The 17,247-nt window shown below is 67.3% G+C and carries 17 protein-coding genes; 7 read left to right on the top strand and 10 right to left on the bottom strand.

Annotated elements, in window-relative coordinates; translation table 11 throughout:
• Positions 1 to 171: 171 nt before the first annotated feature.
• The 5 genes from rplI to OU996_RS18055 all read right to left on the bottom strand — a co-directional run bounded on the left by rplI (position 172) and on the right by OU996_RS18055 (position 3,798).
• Positions 172 to 738 carry a 50S ribosomal protein L9 gene (gene rplI / locus OU996_RS18075; protein WP_267582979.1) on the bottom strand — a complete coding sequence of 189 codons (567 nt, stop codon included), beginning with the start codon at positions 736 to 738 and terminating at the stop codon, positions 172 to 174.
• A 53-nt stretch (positions 739 to 791) separates the two neighbouring features.
• A complete protein-coding gene (locus tag OU996_RS18070) occupies positions 792 to 1,748 on the bottom strand; it encodes a DUF2232 domain-containing protein (protein WP_267582978.1) in 957 nt (318 codons plus the stop codon).
• 152 nt (positions 1,749 to 1,900) lie between these two features.
• Positions 1,901 to 2,170 (bottom strand): 30S ribosomal protein S18, encoded by a 270-nt coding sequence (rpsR, locus tag OU996_RS18065; protein WP_018390316.1) that lies wholly within the window; start codon positions 2,168 to 2,170, stop codon positions 1,901 to 1,903.
• Positions 2,170 to 2,655 carry a 30S ribosomal protein S6 gene (rpsF, locus tag OU996_RS18060; RefSeq protein WP_267582977.1) on the bottom strand — a complete coding sequence of 162 codons (486 nt, stop codon included), beginning with the start codon at positions 2,653 to 2,655 and terminating at the stop codon, positions 2,170 to 2,172. Before rpsF ends, rpsR begins: the two co-directional genes overlap by 1 nt.
• A gap of 285 nt (positions 2,656 to 2,940) precedes the next feature.
• Positions 2,941 to 3,798 carry a GGDEF domain-containing protein gene (locus OU996_RS18055; RefSeq protein ID WP_267582976.1) on the bottom strand — a complete coding sequence of 286 codons (858 nt, stop codon included), beginning with the start codon at positions 3,796 to 3,798 and terminating at the stop codon, positions 2,941 to 2,943.
• A gap of 147 nt (positions 3,799 to 3,945) precedes the next feature.
• Between OU996_RS18055 and fabD the strand changes: the two genes are divergently transcribed.
• From fabD to gmk, 7 genes are all read left to right on the top strand, one after another.
• Positions 3,946 to 4,896, top strand: a complete 951-nt coding sequence (fabD, locus tag OU996_RS18050) for an ACP S-malonyltransferase (protein ID WP_267582975.1) — start codon at positions 3,946 to 3,948, stop codon at positions 4,894 to 4,896.
• A gap of 30 nt (positions 4,897 to 4,926) precedes the next feature.
• Positions 4,927 to 5,664 (top strand): 3-oxoacyl-[acyl-carrier-protein] reductase, encoded by a 738-nt coding sequence (fabG, locus tag OU996_RS18045; protein WP_267582974.1) that lies wholly within the window; start codon positions 4,927 to 4,929, stop codon positions 5,662 to 5,664.
• A gap of 231 nt (positions 5,665 to 5,895) precedes the next feature.
• A complete protein-coding gene (locus OU996_RS18040) occupies positions 5,896 to 6,132 on the top strand; it encodes an acyl carrier protein (protein ID WP_203191689.1) in 237 nt (78 codons plus the stop codon).
• Between the two features lie 72 nt (positions 6,133 to 6,204).
• Positions 6,205 to 7,467 carry a beta-ketoacyl-ACP synthase II gene (gene fabF, locus OU996_RS18035; protein ID WP_267582973.1) on the top strand — a complete coding sequence of 421 codons (1,263 nt, stop codon included), beginning with the start codon at positions 6,205 to 6,207 and terminating at the stop codon, positions 7,465 to 7,467.
• 124 nt (positions 7,468 to 7,591) lie between these two features.
• On the top strand, positions 7,592 to 8,794 hold the full coding sequence (gene mltG, locus OU996_RS18030) for an endolytic transglycosylase MltG (protein WP_267582972.1): 1,203 nt from the start codon (positions 7,592 to 7,594) through the stop codon (positions 8,792 to 8,794).
• Between the two features lie 105 nt (positions 8,795 to 8,899).
• On the top strand, positions 8,900 to 9,787 hold the full coding sequence (locus OU996_RS18025; RefSeq protein WP_267582971.1) for a YicC/YloC family endoribonuclease: 888 nt from the start codon (positions 8,900 to 8,902) through the stop codon (positions 9,785 to 9,787).
• A 5-nt stretch (positions 9,788 to 9,792) separates the two neighbouring features.
• Positions 9,793 to 10,446, top strand: coding sequence for a guanylate kinase (gene gmk, locus OU996_RS18020; protein WP_267582970.1), 654 nt, complete (start codon positions 9,793 to 9,795; stop codon positions 10,444 to 10,446).
• A 145-nt stretch (positions 10,447 to 10,591) separates the two neighbouring features.
• Here the strand turns inward: gmk and rsmA are convergent, their stop codons facing one another.
• The 5 genes from rsmA to lptG form a co-directional block, all read right to left on the bottom strand.
• The gene (rsmA, locus tag OU996_RS18015) at positions 10,592 to 11,467 is read right to left on the bottom strand and encodes a 16S rRNA (adenine(1518)-N(6)/adenine(1519)-N(6))-dimethyltransferase RsmA (protein WP_267582969.1); all 876 of its coding nucleotides are present in this window, start codon (positions 11,465 to 11,467) and stop codon (positions 10,592 to 10,594) included.
• On the bottom strand, positions 11,464 to 12,516 hold the full coding sequence (gene pdxA / locus OU996_RS18010) for a 4-hydroxythreonine-4-phosphate dehydrogenase PdxA (protein ID WP_267582968.1): 1,053 nt from the start codon (positions 12,514 to 12,516) through the stop codon (positions 11,464 to 11,466). The genes rsmA and pdxA overlap by 4 nt, the downstream gene beginning before the upstream one ends.
• Before the next feature lie 4 nt (positions 12,517 to 12,520).
• The gene (locus OU996_RS18005; protein WP_267582967.1) at positions 12,521 to 13,534 is read right to left on the bottom strand and encodes a peptidylprolyl isomerase; all 1,014 of its coding nucleotides are present in this window, start codon (positions 13,532 to 13,534) and stop codon (positions 12,521 to 12,523) included.
• 141 nt (positions 13,535 to 13,675) lie between these two features.
• Positions 13,676 to 16,153 (bottom strand): LPS-assembly protein LptD, encoded by a 2,478-nt coding sequence (locus OU996_RS18000; RefSeq protein ID WP_267582966.1) that lies wholly within the window; start codon positions 16,151 to 16,153, stop codon positions 13,676 to 13,678.
• On the bottom strand, positions 16,150 to 17,235 hold the full coding sequence (gene lptG, locus OU996_RS17995) for an LPS export ABC transporter permease LptG (RefSeq protein ID WP_267582965.1): 1,086 nt from the start codon (positions 17,233 to 17,235) through the stop codon (positions 16,150 to 16,152). The genes OU996_RS18000 and lptG overlap by 4 nt, the downstream gene beginning before the upstream one ends.
• Between the last annotated feature and the right edge of the window lie 12 nt (positions 17,236 to 17,247).

The following is a 17,247-nucleotide window of genomic DNA, read 5'->3' as shown; positions in this document are numbered from 1 at the left end:
AGTATCCGGGCGGTAACTGCCTGCCCATTCATTGGGCTTGTCTAGATGATGGCCATCATTGCATCACACCAATATCATCCTCGCAACACGCGCAGATTGCACTCATGCAAAAAAGCCCGGCCGCCGAAGCGACCGGGCTACGCAATTTGGCGTATTCCGCTAGGGAATACTTCAGGCCTGCTCGTCTTCGGCCTCTTCCTCGGCCTCAGCCGGGGTCTCGTCTTCGTACTCGTCCTCGTCGTCATCGCGACGGACCGAGAGGTCTTCGCCGCGCGACTGACGCTCGGCTTCCTCGGCGCTGCGGGCGACGTTGGCGCTGATGTTCACCTCGACCTCGGGGTGCAGCGTCACGGGCACGCTGTGCATGCCGATGGTCTTGATCGGCTGGTTCAGCGCGACCTGGCGGCGCTCGACGGTGAAGCCGGCGGCGGTCAGCGCGTCGGCGATGTCGCGGGTCGAGACCGAGCCGTAGAGCTGGCCGGTTTCGCCGGCCTGGCGCACCAGCACGACGATGGTGCCGCGCAGCTTCTCGCCGACCTTCACCGCCTCGTTCTTGAGCTCGAGGTTGCGGGTCTCGAGCTGGGCCTTCATCGAGTCGAAGCGGGTCTTGTTTTCCTTGGTCGCGCGCAGCGCCTTGCCCGAGGGCAGCAGGAAGTTGCGGGCGAACCCGTCCTTGACGCGAACCACTTCGCCCATCTGGCCAAGCTTGGCCACGCGCTCCAGCAGAATGACTTCCATTTCAGTTCTCCATTCGATCGTTCGATTTGAATAAGTCGGTAGGGTTCGGGCGTTCAGGCTTCGTTGGCGGCCGGCGGTACGCCGGGCCCACCGCGCGGAAAGCGACGCCGAATGCCGAAGAGGGTCTCGACCGCGCCCAGCAGCGCCAGCAGCGCGAAGGGCCAGCCAAGGACGAGGGCGGCGATCCACACCGTGCCGAGCACCAGCGTGCGGCCGCCGGCCCCGCGGGTGATCCAGTGCAGCGTGGCGAGGCCGACAAAGGCGAGCGCCATCACCAGCGTCGCGCCGAGCAACTCGCAGACCAGCCCGATGAAGCCGGAGGCGAGGGCCGAGCCGAGGAACGCGCCGGCGAGCAGGGCGACGCTCGCCTGCGGCAGGCTGATGCTGGCGAGGTCCGGCCAGGGGCGCATCAGCCGCCCGGACATGCGCGCCACATGAGCGGCAATCCACAGATTGACTATCTGCGTGACCATGGTGATCAGCGCGGCCGCCGGCGGCATGACGGTGACCAGAAGGTCGATCAGACGCGCCGTGTCGGCATCCGCCGGGGTGGCGGGATCGGCGCTCAGCATGGTCTGGAACAGCGAGCGCAGCGCCGCCTGATAGTCCTCGAAGCTGCCGGCCACCAGCGGGATCAGCGCGGCGACCGCCAGGCAACCCAGCACGGCGGCGGCGAGCACGATCCGCCCGACCGGGAACCACAGCAGCGGCCCGTCCGGCGTCTCCTGCCGCGCCATCAGCGCGAGATAGGCGAGGACATAGGCGGGAAGGCCGACGCCGGCGACATAGGCCAGCATCAGCTCAAGGCCGAAGCCGAGGCCGAGCGCCACGGCGGCGGCCGAGCCCGCGACCAGCGCGGCGATCTGCGACCAGCCGAGGCCGACGATGAGGATGGGCAGGGGAGCGAGATAGAACAGGGGCAAAGCCAGCGTGGTTCCGGTGGACACACTGGCCACCAGAAGGGCGGACGCCGCACCGGCGCCAAACGCTATAAGCCAAACCTGAACCATCGACGAGCTGTCCCGCTTGGGCGGTTAGAGGCGGATCCACGTCCACCCCAGCCAAGGCCCGCGGGACCACCCCGAAGACCTGTCGGATATGAGACTGCCCGAAGGCAGCAGACCATCCCCGGCCGGAGCCGGGGATGGAAAGCGTTACGCGATCAGCGGATCACGAAGGGCAGCAGGCCGAGGAAGCGGGCGCGCTTGATGGCCTGGGCCAGCTCACGCTGCTTCTTGGCGGACACCGCCGTGATGCGGGACGGGACGATCTTGCCGCGCTCGGAAATGTAGCGCTGCAGCAGACGCACGTCCTTGTAGTCGATCTTCGGCGCATTGGCGCCCGAGAACGGGCAGGTCTTGCGACGACGGAAGAAAGGACGACGAGCGCCCGACGTGTTCGCGGCAGCGCCGCCAGTACCACCGAATGCCATCACTCAGTCTCCACGCTGGCCGGAGCCTCTTCACGCTCGCGGCGCGGGCCGCGATCACCACGGTCGCCGCGATCGCCACCGAAGCTGCGGCCGCCGCCACCAAAGCCACGATCGCCGCCGAAGCCGCGATCACCGAAGCCGCGGTCGCCGCGGTCGTCACGGTCGCGCTTCTGCAGCATGACCGACTGGCCTTCCTCGAGCGTCTCGACGCGGATGGTGAGGAAGCGGAGCACGTCTTCGTCGATGCGCATCTGGCGCTCCATCTCGGCAACGGCCGGAGCCGGGGCGTCGATGTTGAGCAGCGAGAAGTGCGCCTTGCGATTCTTGCGAACGCGGTAGGTGAGGGTCTTCACCCCCCAGTATTCGGTCTTGGTGACCGAACCACCATTCGCCTCGATAACGCCCTTGAAGCGGGCGGTGAGTTCCTCGACCTGCTGCGCCGTGACATCCTGGCGCGCGAGGAACACATGCTCATAAAGAGCCATGTCTCGTGCCTTTCCTATAGGTTCCGCACAATTGCGGCCATCATCCCGGCGCCGAGCCCTTCGAGCCTCGGGAAAGGCTCGAACAATCTCGAAGGCGGGGACACGGGACGGCGGAGATCGGGTGATTCCTGCCACACCGGCAAAATGCCAAAGCGTAGCCGTCCGTTCAGCCCCCGGCCGGGACTGACAGTGGCGCGCTTATACGCGCAATCGCTGCAAAATCAAGAGCGGCGCCCGCGCGGGGCTTGCGGGCAAGGCAATGCGTGCGAAGCGACGGGTGCCCGTCTAGCCCTGAGCGGCGAGGATCTGCACCACGGCGCAGCTTTCCATGCACACGCGGTTGCGCCCGGCGCGCTTGGCGGCATAGAGCGCGGTGTCGGCGCGCTGGATCAGGGAGGCGGCATCGTCGTCCGCGTGCAGTTCCGCCACCCCGACGCTGATGGTGAGCGAGACGAGTTTCCCCTCCTTGAAGACGCGCAGCCCCGCGACGAGCAGGCGCAGCCGCTCGGCCGCCTGCACCGCCTGGTCGAGGCGGGTCGAGGGGGCGATCACGGTGAACTCCTCGCCGCCAATGCGGAAGGCCATGTCGGTATCGCGCCGGCCGCGCCTCAGCGCCTTGCCGATCTGACGCAGCGCCTCGTCGCCCCAGTCATGGCCATGCGCGTCATTGATCCGTTTGAAATGGTCGATGTCGAACAGCATCACCGCCAGCGGCTGGTCGCGCCGCCGCGCGATCTCGATGCGCTCGGCCATCGCCATGTCGAAGCTGCGCCGGTTTGGCAGGCCGGTCAGCGTATCGGTGAAGGCGGCCTTCTTGAGGTCGGCGACCTTCAGCGGGTCGCCGAGCGAATCCCGCGTGAGAAGGATCATCGCCAGCATGGTGATGCTGCCGCAGAGGCTGACCACCGGCATGAGAATGTCGATGTCGTCATGCTCGAACCGGCTGTGCTCCTGAAAATAATGCAGCGCCAGATAAGCATAGAGTATGGAGGTGCCGGCCATTAGCGTGGCGAGGATGCGCCAGGCCCGGCGGATGCGCCGTGGCGCCCCGCGGCCGAGCCAGATGACGAGCACCGCCGAGGCCAGCCCGATGGCGACGGCGACAAGGCTACCAAAGAGGATCAACGCTTCCAGCATGCTCATGGGCTAAACCCGCCAGCTTGCTCGAAGCTGGCCGGCATGGGGACGGGCTTTTCCCCCATGAAACTTGACAGCCGGGCCGGGGCGGTGTTCCTGCGCCCGCCCATTCTTAACGAATGGCCAATCTCAGCGAATGGACAGCGTCACGATATGAGCAGCGCCTTTGTGTTCCCCGGTCAGGGCAGCCAGGCGGTCGGTATGGGCAAGGCCCTCGCCGACAACTTCGCCGCCGCCCGCGTGATCTTCCAGGAAGTGGACGAGGCGCTGGGCGAGAAGCTCTCCGCCATCATGTGGGACGGCCCGATCGAGACGCTGACGCTCACCGCCAACACCCAGCCGGCGCTGATGGCGGCCTCGCTCGCCGCGCTGCGGGTGCTGGAGAGCGAGGCGGGCCTCGATCTCGCCCGTGACGCCGCCTTCGTCGCCGGCCATTCGCTCGGCGAATATTCCGCGCTTGCCGCCGCCGGCACCTTCTCCATCGCCGATACCGCCCGGCTGCTGCGCCTGCGCGGCACCGCCATGCAGGCGGCGACCCCGGTCGGCACCGGCGCCATGGCGGCGATTCTCGGTCTCGACTTCGACAAGGTGGCCGCCGTCGCCGCCGAAGCCGCGCAAGGCGAGGTCTGCGATGTCGCCAATGACAACGCGCCCGGCCAGGTCGTGGTCTCCGGCCATGCCGCCGCCGTGGCGCGCGCCTGCGAGATCGCCAAGCGTGAGGGCGCGGCCCGCGCCGTGTTGCTCACCGTCTCCGCGCCGTTCCATTGCAGCCTGATCGCCTCGGCGGCCGATGCCATGGCCGGGGCGCTCGCCGGCGTCGAGATGCGCGCGCCGAAGGTGCCGCTGGTCGCCAACGTGACCGCCGCCCCGGTGACCGACCCGGCCGAGATTCGCTCTTTGCTGGTGAAGCAGGTAACGAGCACGGTGCGCTGGCGCGAAAGCGTCGCCTTCATGGCGGGCGCGGGCGTGACGCGGCTTGTCGAGGTCGGCACCGGCAAGGTGCTCTCCGGCCTCACCAAGCGCATCGCCCGCGAGGTCGCCTCCGCCAATATCGGCACCCCCGAGGATGTGGCGGCCTTCGCCGCCGCGCCGGTGGTGGCCTGAACCCAACGGCCTGAACCCAGGAGTTTCCCCGTGTTCGATCTGACCGGAAAGACCGCTCTCGTCACCGGCGCGACCGGCGGCATTGGCGGCGCCATCGCCACCGCGCTGCACGCGCGCGGCGCCACCGTGGCGCTGTCCGGCACGCGCCGCGAGGTGCTGGAGGCGCTGGCCGCCCAGCTCGGCGAGCGCACCCATGTGCTGCCCTGCGACCTGTCCAACACCGAGCAGGTCGAGGCACTGGTGCCGCAGGCCGAGGAGGCCATGGGCGTCCTCGATATTCTCGTCAACAACGCCGGCATCACCCGCGACGGGCTGTTCGTGCGCCTGACCGACGAGATGTGGGACACCGTCATCCAGGTGAACCTCACCGCCGGCTTCCGCCTGACCCGCGCGGCGGCCCGCTCCATGATGCGCCGGCGCACTGGCCGCATCATCGGCATCACCTCGATCGTCGGCGTCACCGGCAATGCCGGGCAGGGCAACTATGCCGCCGCCAAGGCCGGCATGATCGGCATGTCCAAGGCGCTGGCCAAGGAAGTGGCGGCGCGCGGCGTGACGGTCAACTGCATCGCGCCGGGCTTCATCGCCACGCCGATGACCGATGTGCTGAACGACAAGCAGAAGGACGCGATTCTCTCCGCGGTTCCGGCGGCGCGCCTCGGCACGCCGGAGGACATCGCGGCGGCCGCCGTCTATCTGGCGTCGGCCGAGGCCGGTTATGTCACCGGCCAGACCCTGCATGTGAATGGCGGAATGGCCATGATCTGACAAAGCGCGCCTCGTCCGGCGCTTCCAGCCCCTTTCCTGGGCGCTGGTTTTGCCAGATGAAGTGTGCTAACGACCGCCTCGGCTCACAGGGGTGGACGCCGCGAGAAACAGCGGGATCGTCCGGGCACTTCCTGTAATCGGGGCAGAAAACAGGCCGCCAAAACCGCGTGCCCACGCGGGGGCCAATTTGGAACAACGTAGCAACCTCCGGATACGGACGAGGGTGGACCGATGAGCGATATTGCCGAGCGCGTGAAGAAGATTGTGGCCGAACACCTGGGCGTCGAAGCCGAGAAGGTCACCGAGAATGCCAGCTTCATCGACGATCTCGGCGCGGACAGCCTCGATACGGTCGAGCTGGTCATGGCCTTTGAAGAGGCCTTCAACTGCGAGATCCCTGACGACGCCGCCGAGACCATCCTGACGGTCGGCGACGCCATCAAGTTCCTGGAAAAGAACGCGGCCTGAGGCCCGTTCGGCACGCTGCGGCGGTTCCCCCGTCGCAGCGTTTTCTTATGTGACGTTATCCGGAGACATCGGATGAGGCGTGTCGTCGTTACCGGCCTTGGCATGGTAACGCCGCTTGGGTGCGGCGTGGATGCGACTTGGCAGCGGCTGCTGGCTGGCGAAAGCGGTGCTGGTCGCGTCGAGAATTTCGATGTTTCCGACATTTCCGCCAAGATCGCGTGCCAGATTCCGCGCGGCGATGGTTCCGACGGCACCTACAATCCCGACCAGTGGATGGAGCCGAAGGAACAGCGCAAGGTCGACGAGTTCATCGTTTACGCGATGGCCGCCGCCACGCAGGCGCTGGACGATGCCGACTGGCATCCGACCTCCTATGAGGACCAGTGCGCCTCCGGCGTGCTCATCGGCTCCGGCATTGGCGGCCTTCAGGGCATCGCCGAGACCAGCCTGCTGCTGCAGGAGCGTGGTCCGCGCCGCGTGTCCCCCTTCTTCATTCCCGGCCGCCTGATCAATCTCGCGGGTGGCTATGTGTCGATCGCGCACGGCCTCAAGGGTCCGAATCACGCCGTCGTCACCGCCTGCTCGACCGGCGCGCACGCCATTGGCGACGCGGCCCGTCTCGTCGCCTTTGGCGATGCGGATGTGATGGTCGCCGGCGGCACCGAATCGCCGATCAACCGGCTGGCGCTCGCGGGCTTCGCCGCCTGCCGCGCGCTCTCCACCAGCTATAACGACACGCCGACCAAGGCCTCGCGCCCCTATGACGCGGACCGCGACGGCTTTGTTATGGGCGAGGGCGCCGGCGTCGTCGTGGTCGAGGCGCTGGAGCACGCTCTGGCGCGCGGCGCGAAGATTTATGGCGAGGTCGTCGGCTACGGCATGTCCGGCGACGCTTACCACATCACCGCCCCCTCCGAGGATGGCGACGGCGCCTATCGCTGCATGCAGGCGGCGCTGAAGCGCGCCGGCATCACGGCGGGCGACCTTGACTACATCAACGCCCATGGCACCTCGACCATGGCCGACACGATCGAACTCGGCGCGGTGCAGCGCCTGCTGGGCAACGCCGCCGCCAAGGTGTCGATGTCGTCGACCAAGTCGGCCATCGGCCATCTGCTCGGCGCGGCCGGCGCGGTGGAGGCGATCTTCTCGCTGCTCGCCATCCGCGACCAGATCGCCCCGGCGACGCTGAACCTCGACAACCCGTCGGTCGAGACGCCCATCGACCTCGTGCCGCACACGCCGCGTCCGCGCACCATCGATTACGCGCTGTCGAACTCCTTCGGCTTCGGCGGCACCAACGCGTCGCTGGTATTCAAGCGCTACACGAACTGAGCGGAGCGGGGCGGACGCAGGGGAAAAGCTGGGCTTTTCCCCGCGCCGGGTTCCCGCTTTCGCCATATTCAAGGGTAGTCTGCCTGTGCGTTGCGCCGCCCGCGGACGCCAGGCGAGGCACCCGATGACCGACCAGACTCCTCCCCCGCCGCCGCCCGTTCCCGCCGAGACGCCGCCCGCGGCGTCGAGCGCGGCGGCGCCCGCGCCGGCCACGGAGACGGCCGCCAGTCCCGCTGCCAAGCCGGTCAAGAACCACCGCGCCTCCAAGCGCGCCGGCCATCCGCTGGTGGTGGCGGGCAGCGCGATCTTCACCCTGCTGCTGATGGCGATCCTGCTCGGCGGCGGGGCGCTGTGGATCGGCCTCAAGCGCTATGACGCGCCGGGCCCGCTACCGCAGGACACGGCGATCATCATTCCCGGCGAATCAGGCCTGATGGACATTGCCGATCTTCTGGTGAAGCGCGGCGTGATCGACGACAAATGGGTGTTCGTCGGCGCGGCCGTGGGCACGCGCTCCTCCGGCAAGCTGAAGGCGGGCGAGTATGAATTCGCCGGACGCGCCTCGATCCGGCAGGTGCTGGACACCATCGTTTCCGGCAAGGTGATCGAATACAACGTCACCCTTCCCGAGGGGCTGACTTCCGACCAGATCGTGCAGCGCCTGCTGGAGATCCAGGAACTGTCCGGCGCCATCCGCCAGGTGCCCCGTGAGGGCAGCCTGTTGCCGGACACCTACAAGGTGACGCGCGGCACCTCGCGCGAGGACGTGCTGCGCCGCATGGCCCGCACGCAGGATGCGCTGCTGAAGGAAATCTGGGAGAAGCGCGACCCGTCCATCCCGCTCAAATCGCCGGAGGAGCTCGTCATCCTCGCCTCCATCGTCGAGAAGGAGACGGGCGTGGCGCAGGAGCGGCCGGAGGTCGCGGCGGTGTTCATCAACCGCCTCAACAAGAAGATGAAGCTGCAATCCGACCCGACGATCATCTACGGGCTGGTGCGCGGCAAGGGGCGGCTCGACCGGCCGATCACGCGGGCCGACATCACCACGCCGACGCCGTTCAACACCTACACCATCCCGGCCCTGCCGCCGGGGCCGATCGGCAATCCCGGCCGCGCCTCGCTGGAGGCGACCGCCAATCCTGCCAGATCCAAGGCGCTCTATTTCGTGGCGGATGGCTCGGGTGGCCACGCCTTCGCCGACACGCTCGACCAGCATAACCGCAACGTTGCGCGCTGGCGGCAGATCGAGCGCGACCGCAAGATCGACCCGGCCAGCCAGCCCGCCGGCACCCAGGGCAACACCGGGACGACCACCGATATCAACTAACCGGTACGCGGCGCTTCTTCTTGAGGCGCCGGGGCACCCCCGTTATGGTCCGCGCGCCGCATTGGTGCGCGGCACGCCGCGGCGGTGCGCGGCAGGGGAGACAGCATGGCGCTTGCCAGCATGACGGGCTTTGCCCGCACCCAGGGACAGGCCGGCGCATGGCACTGGACCTGGGAAGTGAAGTCGGTGAACGGCAAGGGGCTGGATGTGCGCCTGCGCCTGCCCACCGGATGGGACGGGCTGGATATCCCGCTGAAGCAGATCGCCTCGCGCGCCCTCGCCCGCGGCAACGTCAACGCCACCCTCTCCATGACCCGCGCCGATTCGGCGGTGAGCGTCACCGTCAATGAGCCGCTGCTGCGGGCGGTTGCCGCCTCCGTCGCCACCGTCGCGCGCGATCTCGACGCTCCGCCGGTGCGGCTGGAAAGCCTGCTGTCGCTCAAGGGCGTGCTGGAGGTGAGCGAGACGCAGGACAGCGAGGCCGAGCGCGGCGCCGTCGAGGCGGCGGTGACGGACGGCTTCGAGCGCGCCATATCCGAACTGGTCGCCATGCGCGCCAAGGAAGGCGCGGCGCTCGCGCTGGTTCTCAATGAGCGGCTCGACGGCATCGAGCGTCTGACCGCCGCCGCGGAGGCTAATCCCGCGCGCCGGCCGGAGGCGATCCGCGCCAAGCTCGCGGAGCAGATCCGCACGCTGCTGGACACCGGCGCCAATTTCGACCCCGATCGGCTGCATCAGGAAGCCCTGATGCTGGCGGCGAAGGTGGATGTGCGCGAGGAACTCGACCGACTGGTCGCCCATGTCGCCGCCGCCCGCGCCATGTTGACAGAGGGCGGCGCGGTCGGGCGCAAGCTCGACTTCCTCGCCCAGGAATTCAACCGCGAGACCAACACGCTCTGCTCCAAGGCGAACGATGTGTCGCTGACCGCCATCGGCCTCGAGCTGAAGGGCGTGGTGGAGCAGTTCCGCGAGCAGGTTCAGAACATCGAGTGAGGCGCATGAAGCATTCCAACGTTGCCCGCCGGGGCCTCATGCTGATCCTGTCCTCGCCCTCGGGCGCGGGCAAGTCGACGCTGGCCCGGCTCCTGCTGGAGCAGAACCCGGACATCTATCTCTCGGTCTCCGTCACCACGCGCGAGCGCCGGCCGAGCGAGGTGGAGGGGGTGCATTATCACTTCCTCACCCGCGACCGCTTCGAGAAGATGCGCGATGCCGGCGACCTGCTAGAACATGCCGAGGTTCACGGCAATTTCTACGGCACGCCGCGCGAGCCGGTGGAAGCGGCGCTGGCGGCCGGGCGCGATGTGCTGTTCGACATCGACTATCAAGGCGCCGAGCAGCTCTACGTCCGGATGCCCGAGGATATTGTCGGCGTGTTCATCCTGCCGCCCTCGGCGCATGAGCTGAAGATGCGGCTGGAGCGTCGGGCGGAGGATGCCTCCGGCGTGATCGAGAAGCGGCTGAAGAACGCCCGCACCGAGATCGCGCACTGGCAGGACTACAATTACGTGCTGGTCAATGAAGACCTGAACAGCACCTTCGCCAATCTGCGCAACATCCTGCTGGCCGAGCGCCTGCGCCGTGAGCGTCAGGTCGGCCTCGCGCCGGTGATCGAGCGGCTGGACTCGGAACTGGCGACGCTGACGGACTGAAGCCATGGCGTCCCCCCCGGCCCCTCGGGTCTTGCCGTCGGCAAGGCCAAGGGCAGGCTCCGCGTAGCGGAGAGCCGGGGTCGCGGGCCGGTCGCCGCAACATGATACGATCCCGGATCGGCCTGCGGCCGTCCGGGATGACGGCCTAAGAGGTCTGTCCGTCGCGGCCCGTATTTGCCCGCATCGCCACCCAGGCATTGGCCAGCGCGACGAAGCCCTCGACCGGGATCTGCTCGGCGCGCTCGGTGGGCGGCAGGCCGGCGGCTTCCAGCAGCGCCATGGTGTCGACGCCGAGGCTCTTGAGCGACTGGCGCAGCATCTTGCGGCGCTGGCCGAAGGCCGCCTCCGTCACCCGCTCCAGCGCCTTCAGATCGCAGGCGAGCGGCGCCGGGCGCGGGATGATGTGAACGACCGAGGACGTGACCTTGGGCGCCGGTACGAAGGCGGAGGCCGGCACATCGAAGGCGATGCGCGCCGTCGCCCGCCAGCCGGTGAGGATGGCGAGACGGCCATAATGATTGGTGCCCGGCGCGGCGACGATGCGCTCGGCCACCTCGCGCTGGAACATCAGCGTCAGGCTCTCATACCAGGCCGGCCACGGCCCGGAGAGCCAGCCGATCAGCAGCGGCGTCGCGACATTATAGGGCAGGTTGGCAATGATGACGGCGCGCCCGCCCTCGGGCACCAAAGCGCGGTAGTCGGCCTCCAGCGCGTCGCCCTCCACCACCTCCAGCTTGCCGGGATAGTGCGCGGCGACTTCGGTGAGCGCGGCGATGCAGCGGGAATCGCGCTCGATGGCAACGACCTTCTGCGGGCCGAGGGCGAGAATGGCGCGGGTGAGCCCACCTGGGCCGGGTCCGACCTCGATCACCGTCACCCCGTCGAGCCGGCCGGCGGTGCGGGCGATCTTCGAGGTGAGGTTGAGGTCGAGCAGGAAGTTCTGGCCGAGCGACTTCAGCGCCGAGAGGCCATGCTCGCGGATGACCTCGCGCAGCGGCGGAAGATTGTCGATCCCGCTCATGCCGGCACGCGCTCGACAGAGGCGGCGGCCAGGGCCGCGCGGTCGACATCGGCGAGCCGGCGGGCAAGGCGCAGTGCCTCGATGAGGCTCGACGGATCGGCTGTCCCGGTGCCGGCGATGTCGAAGGCCGTGCCATGGTCCGGCGAGGTGCGGATGAACGGCAGGCCGAGCGTCACATTCACCGCGCGGTCGAAAGCCAGCGTCTTCACCGGCGCCAAAACCTGATCGTGATAGGCGCCGATCACCACGTCATAGCCCGCGCGGGCCTTGGCGTGGAACAGCGTGTCGGCCGGGAAGGGGCCGCGCGCGTCGATCCCCTCCACCCGCAGAGCCGCGACGGCCGGCCGGGTGATCTCCTCATCCTCCCGTCCGATCGTGCCGTGCTCGCCGGCATGCGGGTTGAGCCCGCAAAAGGCGAGGCGCGGGCGGGCGATGCCGAAGCGGCGCTCCAGGTCGCGCGCGGCGATGCGGCCGGTCTCCACCAGCAGTTCCGTCGTCAGCCGGGAGGCGATTTCGGCGACCGGAATGTGGATGGTGGCGGGGATGACGGCCAGTTCCGGCGACCAGATCATCATCACCGGCCGCAGCGTGGCATCGCCGGCGAGGTGCGCGAGATATTCGGTATGGCCGGGAAAGGCGAAGCCGGCACTGTAGAGCACCGATTTGGCGATGGGATTGGTGACGATGGCGCTCGCCCGGCCGGCCTGCACCAGCCGCACCGCCGCGTCGATCGCCGCCTTGGCGGCCGGGCCGCTTGTCGCATCCGGCGCGCCGGGCTGCGCGGTGACGACGGGGCCGGCGGGCACCACCGGCAGCACATCGGCAAAGAGGCGGGATGCCTCTTCCGGCGTGCAAGGTTGAATGACGACGGGCACGCCGAGCCGGTCCGCGCATGCGCGCAGGCAGGCGGGATCGCCGGTGACGAAAAAGGCCGGCAGCTCCAGCGCCGCCCGGTGTTCCCAGGCGAGCAGGGCGATGTCGGGTCCGATACCGGCAGGTTCGCCGAGCGTCAGCGCGAGGGCGGGGGAGGGCGCGGGGCGCTCGGGCATGGTGTCAGCGGTACTGGATCATCGCCTGCTTGCGGGCCTCGTCCAGCAGGCGGCGGGAGAGCGCGTCGAACTGCTTGGTCTGCAGCTCCTGCTTGACCTCGCGCTTCTGCGCGCTTTCGCCGACGATCTCGCGGCGCGCGCAGATGGCGACCATCTCGATGCCGGCGCGGGTGACCTCGGGCGCCGTGGTCTGGCCGACTGGAATCTCGTCCATCACCTTGCGCAGCGGCGCGCTCATGTCGGCGGAGGTGCGGATGACGGGATCGCGCACCACGGTCTCCTTCAACGCACGGGCATCGACGACGCCGGTTTCGCAATTGGTGAACCGCTTGCGCAGCGCATTGGCCTCCGCCATGCGCTGGGCGCGGCTGGCATCGGGCGCGGTGCGCGAGACGACCAGCACGATCTGCCGGACGGTGTATTCGGTGGTGCGCTGGGCCTTGGTCAGATCCTCGCCCTTCGTCTCCAGCGCCGCGAACACGTCGGAATCGCGCACCGTGGTGACAGAGGAGAAGCGCCCGCGCACATAGCTGTTCCAGACATAGTCGGCGCGCATCTTGTCCTTCAGCGTCTGGGCGCTGAGGCCGGATGAGGCGAGGGCGTCGGTGAGCTGTTCGGCATTGCGCCCGCTGCGGCTCGCCATCTGGCTGAACAGCTTGTTCACATCATCCGTGTCGGCGGTGATGCCGTAGCGCTGGGCGGTGGCGATCTTCAGCTTCTCGTCGATGAGGTCTTCCAACGCCTGCTTCTGGCTGAGGTTGGTGCGCTCGGTGAGCTGGGCGAGCTTGATGCGCTGGCCGACGTCGAAGCTGGTGATCGGCTGGCCCTGCACCAGCACCAGAACCTGCTGGGCGGCGGCCGGTGCCGGGGCCAGCGACAGGGCGGTGAAACCAAGGGCGGTCGACAGCAGGAAGGGGGCGAGAAGGCGCAACGCCGCGCCGCGCCCGTTGCCGCGCCTCTTGCCGCTCCCCGCGCCGTTTCCGCGCTTCGAGGTGCTGTGCACGCTCCGCATGGTCATGTCCGCCTCATACCCCTCTCGCTGATCCGAGGATCCGCACCCGCCATCGGCGTCGCCAAAGGCCGTATGGTTCTTCTGACCAGCGGTTGTGGCGTCAATACGACGCCACGTTCACGGATCCGAACCGTCGGCTGTACGCTCTCACTCACCCGAGGTCATGGTGGAGCCAACCTGGGAGGAGAAGCCCGCCTGGCCCAGCGTGCGCAGGCTGATGGTCAGCAGGACCGTGTCCACCCGCTCGCGGTTGCCGCTCTCGGTGTAGTCCGACTTGTAGGACAGGGTCAGACCGAAGCAGTCATCCGCATAGGAGACACCGAAGAGCGAGTAGTCGATCTCGTTCTCATGCAGATTGTACCGCGACGCTGCCAGCAGGCTCCAGTTCTCGTTGAGCTTGAGCTGGCCGGTGCCGAGCACGCCCTGACGCTCCTCATAGTAGCCGAGATCCGGCTGCGCGGCGTAGAGGCCGTAGGTCGCCGACACCGTGAGTTTGTTGATGGTCGCGCGACCTTCCAGCTCGTAGCGCTCGACGCCCCAATCGTCATTGTCGAAGCGGAAGCGATTGATCAGGGCGAAGTTCTTGTTCGGCGCCCAATAGAGGCGGGCGACATAATCGGAGACGTCGTCCTCCAGGCCCGAATCCGCGCCCGTATTGGCCATATCGTAATAGGCGTACGAGTTCTGGCCGGCGAGCTGGTAGGACTGGCCGAACAGCGCGTTCACCTGGCCGGCGCCGCGGATGTTGGCGGTGTACTGCAGGCCCACATTGGCGCGGGTGCCGCCCTCGACCCGGTCATAGCCCGAGTACTTGTTGATCTCGAACAGGTTGGTGTCGTCGAAGATCAGGCTCTGCGCGTCTTCGTTCGGGAACTTGCCGATGTCGGTTTCGTTGGGGCGCACGATGAGCTGGGCGATCGGCTCCAGCGTCTGCGTGCCCCAGTTCTGCACGGCGATGAACGGGTAGCGGTATTCCAGACCCACCGCCGGCATGGCGCGCACCAGCGACTCGCTGTCGGAGGACAGCCAGGGATAGTCCTGCGGCTCCGGGTCGACCTGGGCGGCATCGAGCTGGACATTCATGAACGGCGTCCAGGACTGGCCGGCCGTGTCGATGAAGGTGCGGCGCCAGTTCGCCACGCCCGACACGCGGGTGTAGCTGCCGGCCATGCCGCGCATCAGGCAGTTCTCACGCTGGACTGCCGGGTCCGCGCTCATCGTCGACAGGTCGCACTCGTTGATCGGCCCCTGCGTGACATTCGTCGCCGCATATTCCGAGGAGGTCGCGCGGATATCGATCTCGTTCCGCGTCAGGCTGATCATGTTGAAGTCGTAGCTGAACTCGCCGCCGAAAACCGACTTGTCCAGCGTCTTGCTGTAGTCGATCACCGCAACCGTCGGCTGCTGGTCCTGGATGTCATAGGATGTCAGGCCGGTGAAGTACTGCAGCCGCGCGTCGAAATAGCTGCGGTCGCCCTGGCCGACGATGTAGAGCTGCGACGTCACTTCCTTCTTGGAGTCATTGATGAGGTTGTAGTCCTCCATGAAGGTCTTGTCGGAGGTCAACCAGCCATCCCAGCCCCAGTACCACTGCTCGTTGATATTGAAACGGCCGTGGGTCTCGATCATGCCGCGCTGGTCGCGATAGCCGGGCTCGCCGAGGAAGGCGTCCTTGTCTTCCTGCTCAATGCCCGCCGCGCGGATGCTGTAGATGCCGGTCTCAAGCCGATGCCGGAAGGTGCCGTCGAGCAGCACGCCCTGCTTGGTGAGGAACATCGGCGAGAACGTCACGTCCATATTGGGCGCGATGTTCCAGAAATAGGGAATCGTGACGCCGTAGCCGATCTCGCTGGTGTTGATGAACTGCGGGATCAGGAAACCGGACTTGCGCTTCACCGTCGGATCGGGCGCCGACATATAGGGCACCCAGGCAATCGGAACGCCGAGGAATTCGAGGCGGGCGCTCTCGAAATAGATCGTCTGTTCCTTTTCCTTATGGATGATCCGGGCGGCCTTGATCTGCCACATGGGCGGCTTGGTCGGATCGGTCTTGCACGGTTCGCAGGGCGTGTAGGCGCCGCTGGTCATGACCGTGGTGTCGCCCCCCGTGCGGTCGGCCCGCGCGGCGGCAAAATGCATGTTGTCCGGCGTGTCGATCCGCAGCGAATTGACGAAGCCGTCGGTGAACTGCTGGGACAGGTCGAGGCTTTCGGCCGAGATGATCTTGCCGTCCTTGTCCTTGAGGCGCACGCCGCCTTCCGCACGCAGGCGCTGGCCAGTGCGGTCATAGACCACCCGCTTCGCCTCGAGTACGGCACCGTCGTAATAGATCTGGACGTTGCCGTCCGCGATGACCTCATTGCGATTGTAGTCGTAGACCAGCTCATCGGCGGTCACGAGCATCTTGGCGTCGGGGTCGGTAGGCTGGCGCTGGGCCAGCATTTCACGGGCGGCCGAGTTGGCGTTGGTCTGCGCCTGCGCGAACGCATCCGGCGCCGAGGCAACGACGCCCAGCGAGCCAATGACTACCGTGAAGAACAGCCAACAAGCGGAGGTGACCAGACGGCGCTTATGCCGCGAGACCACCGTGTCCGCCTGGCCGGCCAAGGGGTTGCCGACCTTCATCCGTCCTCCCGGTGAAGCAGGATGAGTACGCCCATCAATGCCCCAACGACCGCTGGAAACCACGCTGCAATAATGGGATGCACGATCCCAGCCTCCCCGAGATCCTCGGCGAGCTTGGTGAACACATAAAGCAGAAAGCCGGCGGCCACGCCACCGAGAATCGTCTGGCCGATCCCGCCGAACCGGAACACGCGCAGGCTCACGGAGGCCGCGATCAGCACCATCGCCAGCAGCAGCATGGGCCGCGCGAGCAGCGCCTGATACTGCAGCCGATAGCGTTCCACACCGAAACCGACACGGCGTGCGGCCTCGATCGCGCCGGGCAGGTTCCAGAACGGGACGGTATCGCTCTGCAGCGTTTCCTCGATCTGATTCGGCGTGAGATTCGTGGCGACCATGTACGTATCGTACGACTGTAAACCTAGACCGGGGGTTAAGACCCGGGCTTCGCTCAGTCGCCAGGCTCCGTCTTCGAGGGTGGCGTTGCGCGCTTCGATGCGCTCCTGCAGCTTGCCATCCGGACCAAACAAGAAAACGTTAACGCCGGAGAGCTGCCGCCCGCCATCGACCTTGGCGCCGGCCTGGATAATGGCCTGCCCGTCGACGCTCTGCTGGCGAATCCAGAACCCGCCGCCGGTCGAGGCGAACAGGCCGGTCTGACGGTTGAAAATCTCCGCCTCGATCTTGTTCGCCCGTTCTTTGAATTCGGCGGACATTGGATTGTAGACGGTTGTGGAAAACACCCCCAGCAGCACCGCCAGCAGGCAGGCCGGGAAGAGGAACTGCCAGGCCGAGATGCCGGCCGCGCGCGCCACCACCAGCTCCAGCCGCCGGGATAGCGTGAGGAAGGTGCCGATGGCGCCGAACAGCACCGCGAAGGGCAACAGCTGCTCGGTGAAGAAGGGCGCCCGGTAGAGGATGAGCACCAGCAGGGTGAGCGAATCCACATCGCGCTCGCCCACCCGGCGCGACATCTCCAGGAAGTCGACCATCATGATGAGGACGACGCAGCTCACGAAGATTCCGAGCACGGAGCTCATGAACCGGCGGCCGAAATAGAATCCGAGGGTGCGGCCGATCACGGGGCGCCTTCC

The organism is Ancylobacter sp. SL191 (genome assembly GCF_026625645.1).
In the GTDB taxonomy this organism is placed as follows: domain Bacteria; phylum Pseudomonadota; class Alphaproteobacteria; order Rhizobiales; family Xanthobacteraceae; genus Ancylobacter.
The sequence above is the reverse complement of the archived record's forward strand: the minus strand, read 5'-3'. Positions and strand labels throughout refer to the sequence as shown.

Coding starts and splice junctions, on each gene's coding strand:
- rplI (WP_267582979.1), bottom strand. CDS start 738: ATGGAAGTCATTCTGCTGGAGCGCGTGGCCAAGCTTGGCCAGATGGGC.
- OU996_RS18070 (WP_267582978.1), bottom strand. CDS start 1,748: ATGGTTCAGGTTTGGCTTATAGCGTTTGGCGCCGGTGCGGCGTCCGCC.
- rpsR (WP_018390316.1), bottom strand. CDS start 2,170: ATGGCATTCGGTGGTACTGGCGGCGCTGCCGCGAACACGTCGGGCGCT.
- rpsF (WP_267582977.1), bottom strand. CDS start 2,655: ATGGCTCTTTATGAGCATGTGTTCCTCGCGCGCCAGGATGTCACGGCG.
- OU996_RS18055 (WP_267582976.1), bottom strand. CDS start 3,798: ATGAGCATGCTGGAAGCGTTGATCCTCTTTGGTAGCCTTGTCGCCGTC.
- fabD (WP_267582975.1), top strand. CDS start 3,946: ATGAGCAGCGCCTTTGTGTTCCCCGGTCAGGGCAGCCAGGCGGTCGGT.
- OU996_RS18040 (WP_203191689.1), top strand. CDS start 5,896: ATGAGCGATATTGCCGAGCGCGTGAAGAAGATTGTGGCCGAACACCTG.
- fabF (WP_267582973.1), top strand. CDS start 6,205: ATGAGGCGTGTCGTCGTTACCGGCCTTGGCATGGTAACGCCGCTTGGG.
- mltG (WP_267582972.1), top strand. CDS start 7,592: ATGACCGACCAGACTCCTCCCCCGCCGCCGCCCGTTCCCGCCGAGACG.
- OU996_RS18025 (WP_267582971.1), top strand. CDS start 8,900: ATGGCGCTTGCCAGCATGACGGGCTTTGCCCGCACCCAGGGACAGGCC.
- gmk (WP_267582970.1), top strand. CDS start 9,793: ATGAAGCATTCCAACGTTGCCCGCCGGGGCCTCATGCTGATCCTGTCC.
- rsmA (WP_267582969.1), bottom strand. CDS start 11,467: ATGAGCGGGATCGACAATCTTCCGCCGCTGCGCGAGGTCATCCGCGAG.
- pdxA (WP_267582968.1), bottom strand. CDS start 12,516: ATGCCCGAGCGCCCCGCGCCCTCCCCCGCCCTCGCGCTGACGCTCGGC.
- OU996_RS18005 (WP_267582967.1), bottom strand. CDS start 13,534: ATGACCATGCGGAGCGTGCACAGCACCTCGAAGCGCGGAAACGGCGCG.
- OU996_RS18000 (WP_267582966.1), bottom strand. CDS start 16,153: ATGAAGGTCGGCAACCCCTTGGCCGGCCAGGCGGACACGGTGGTCTCG.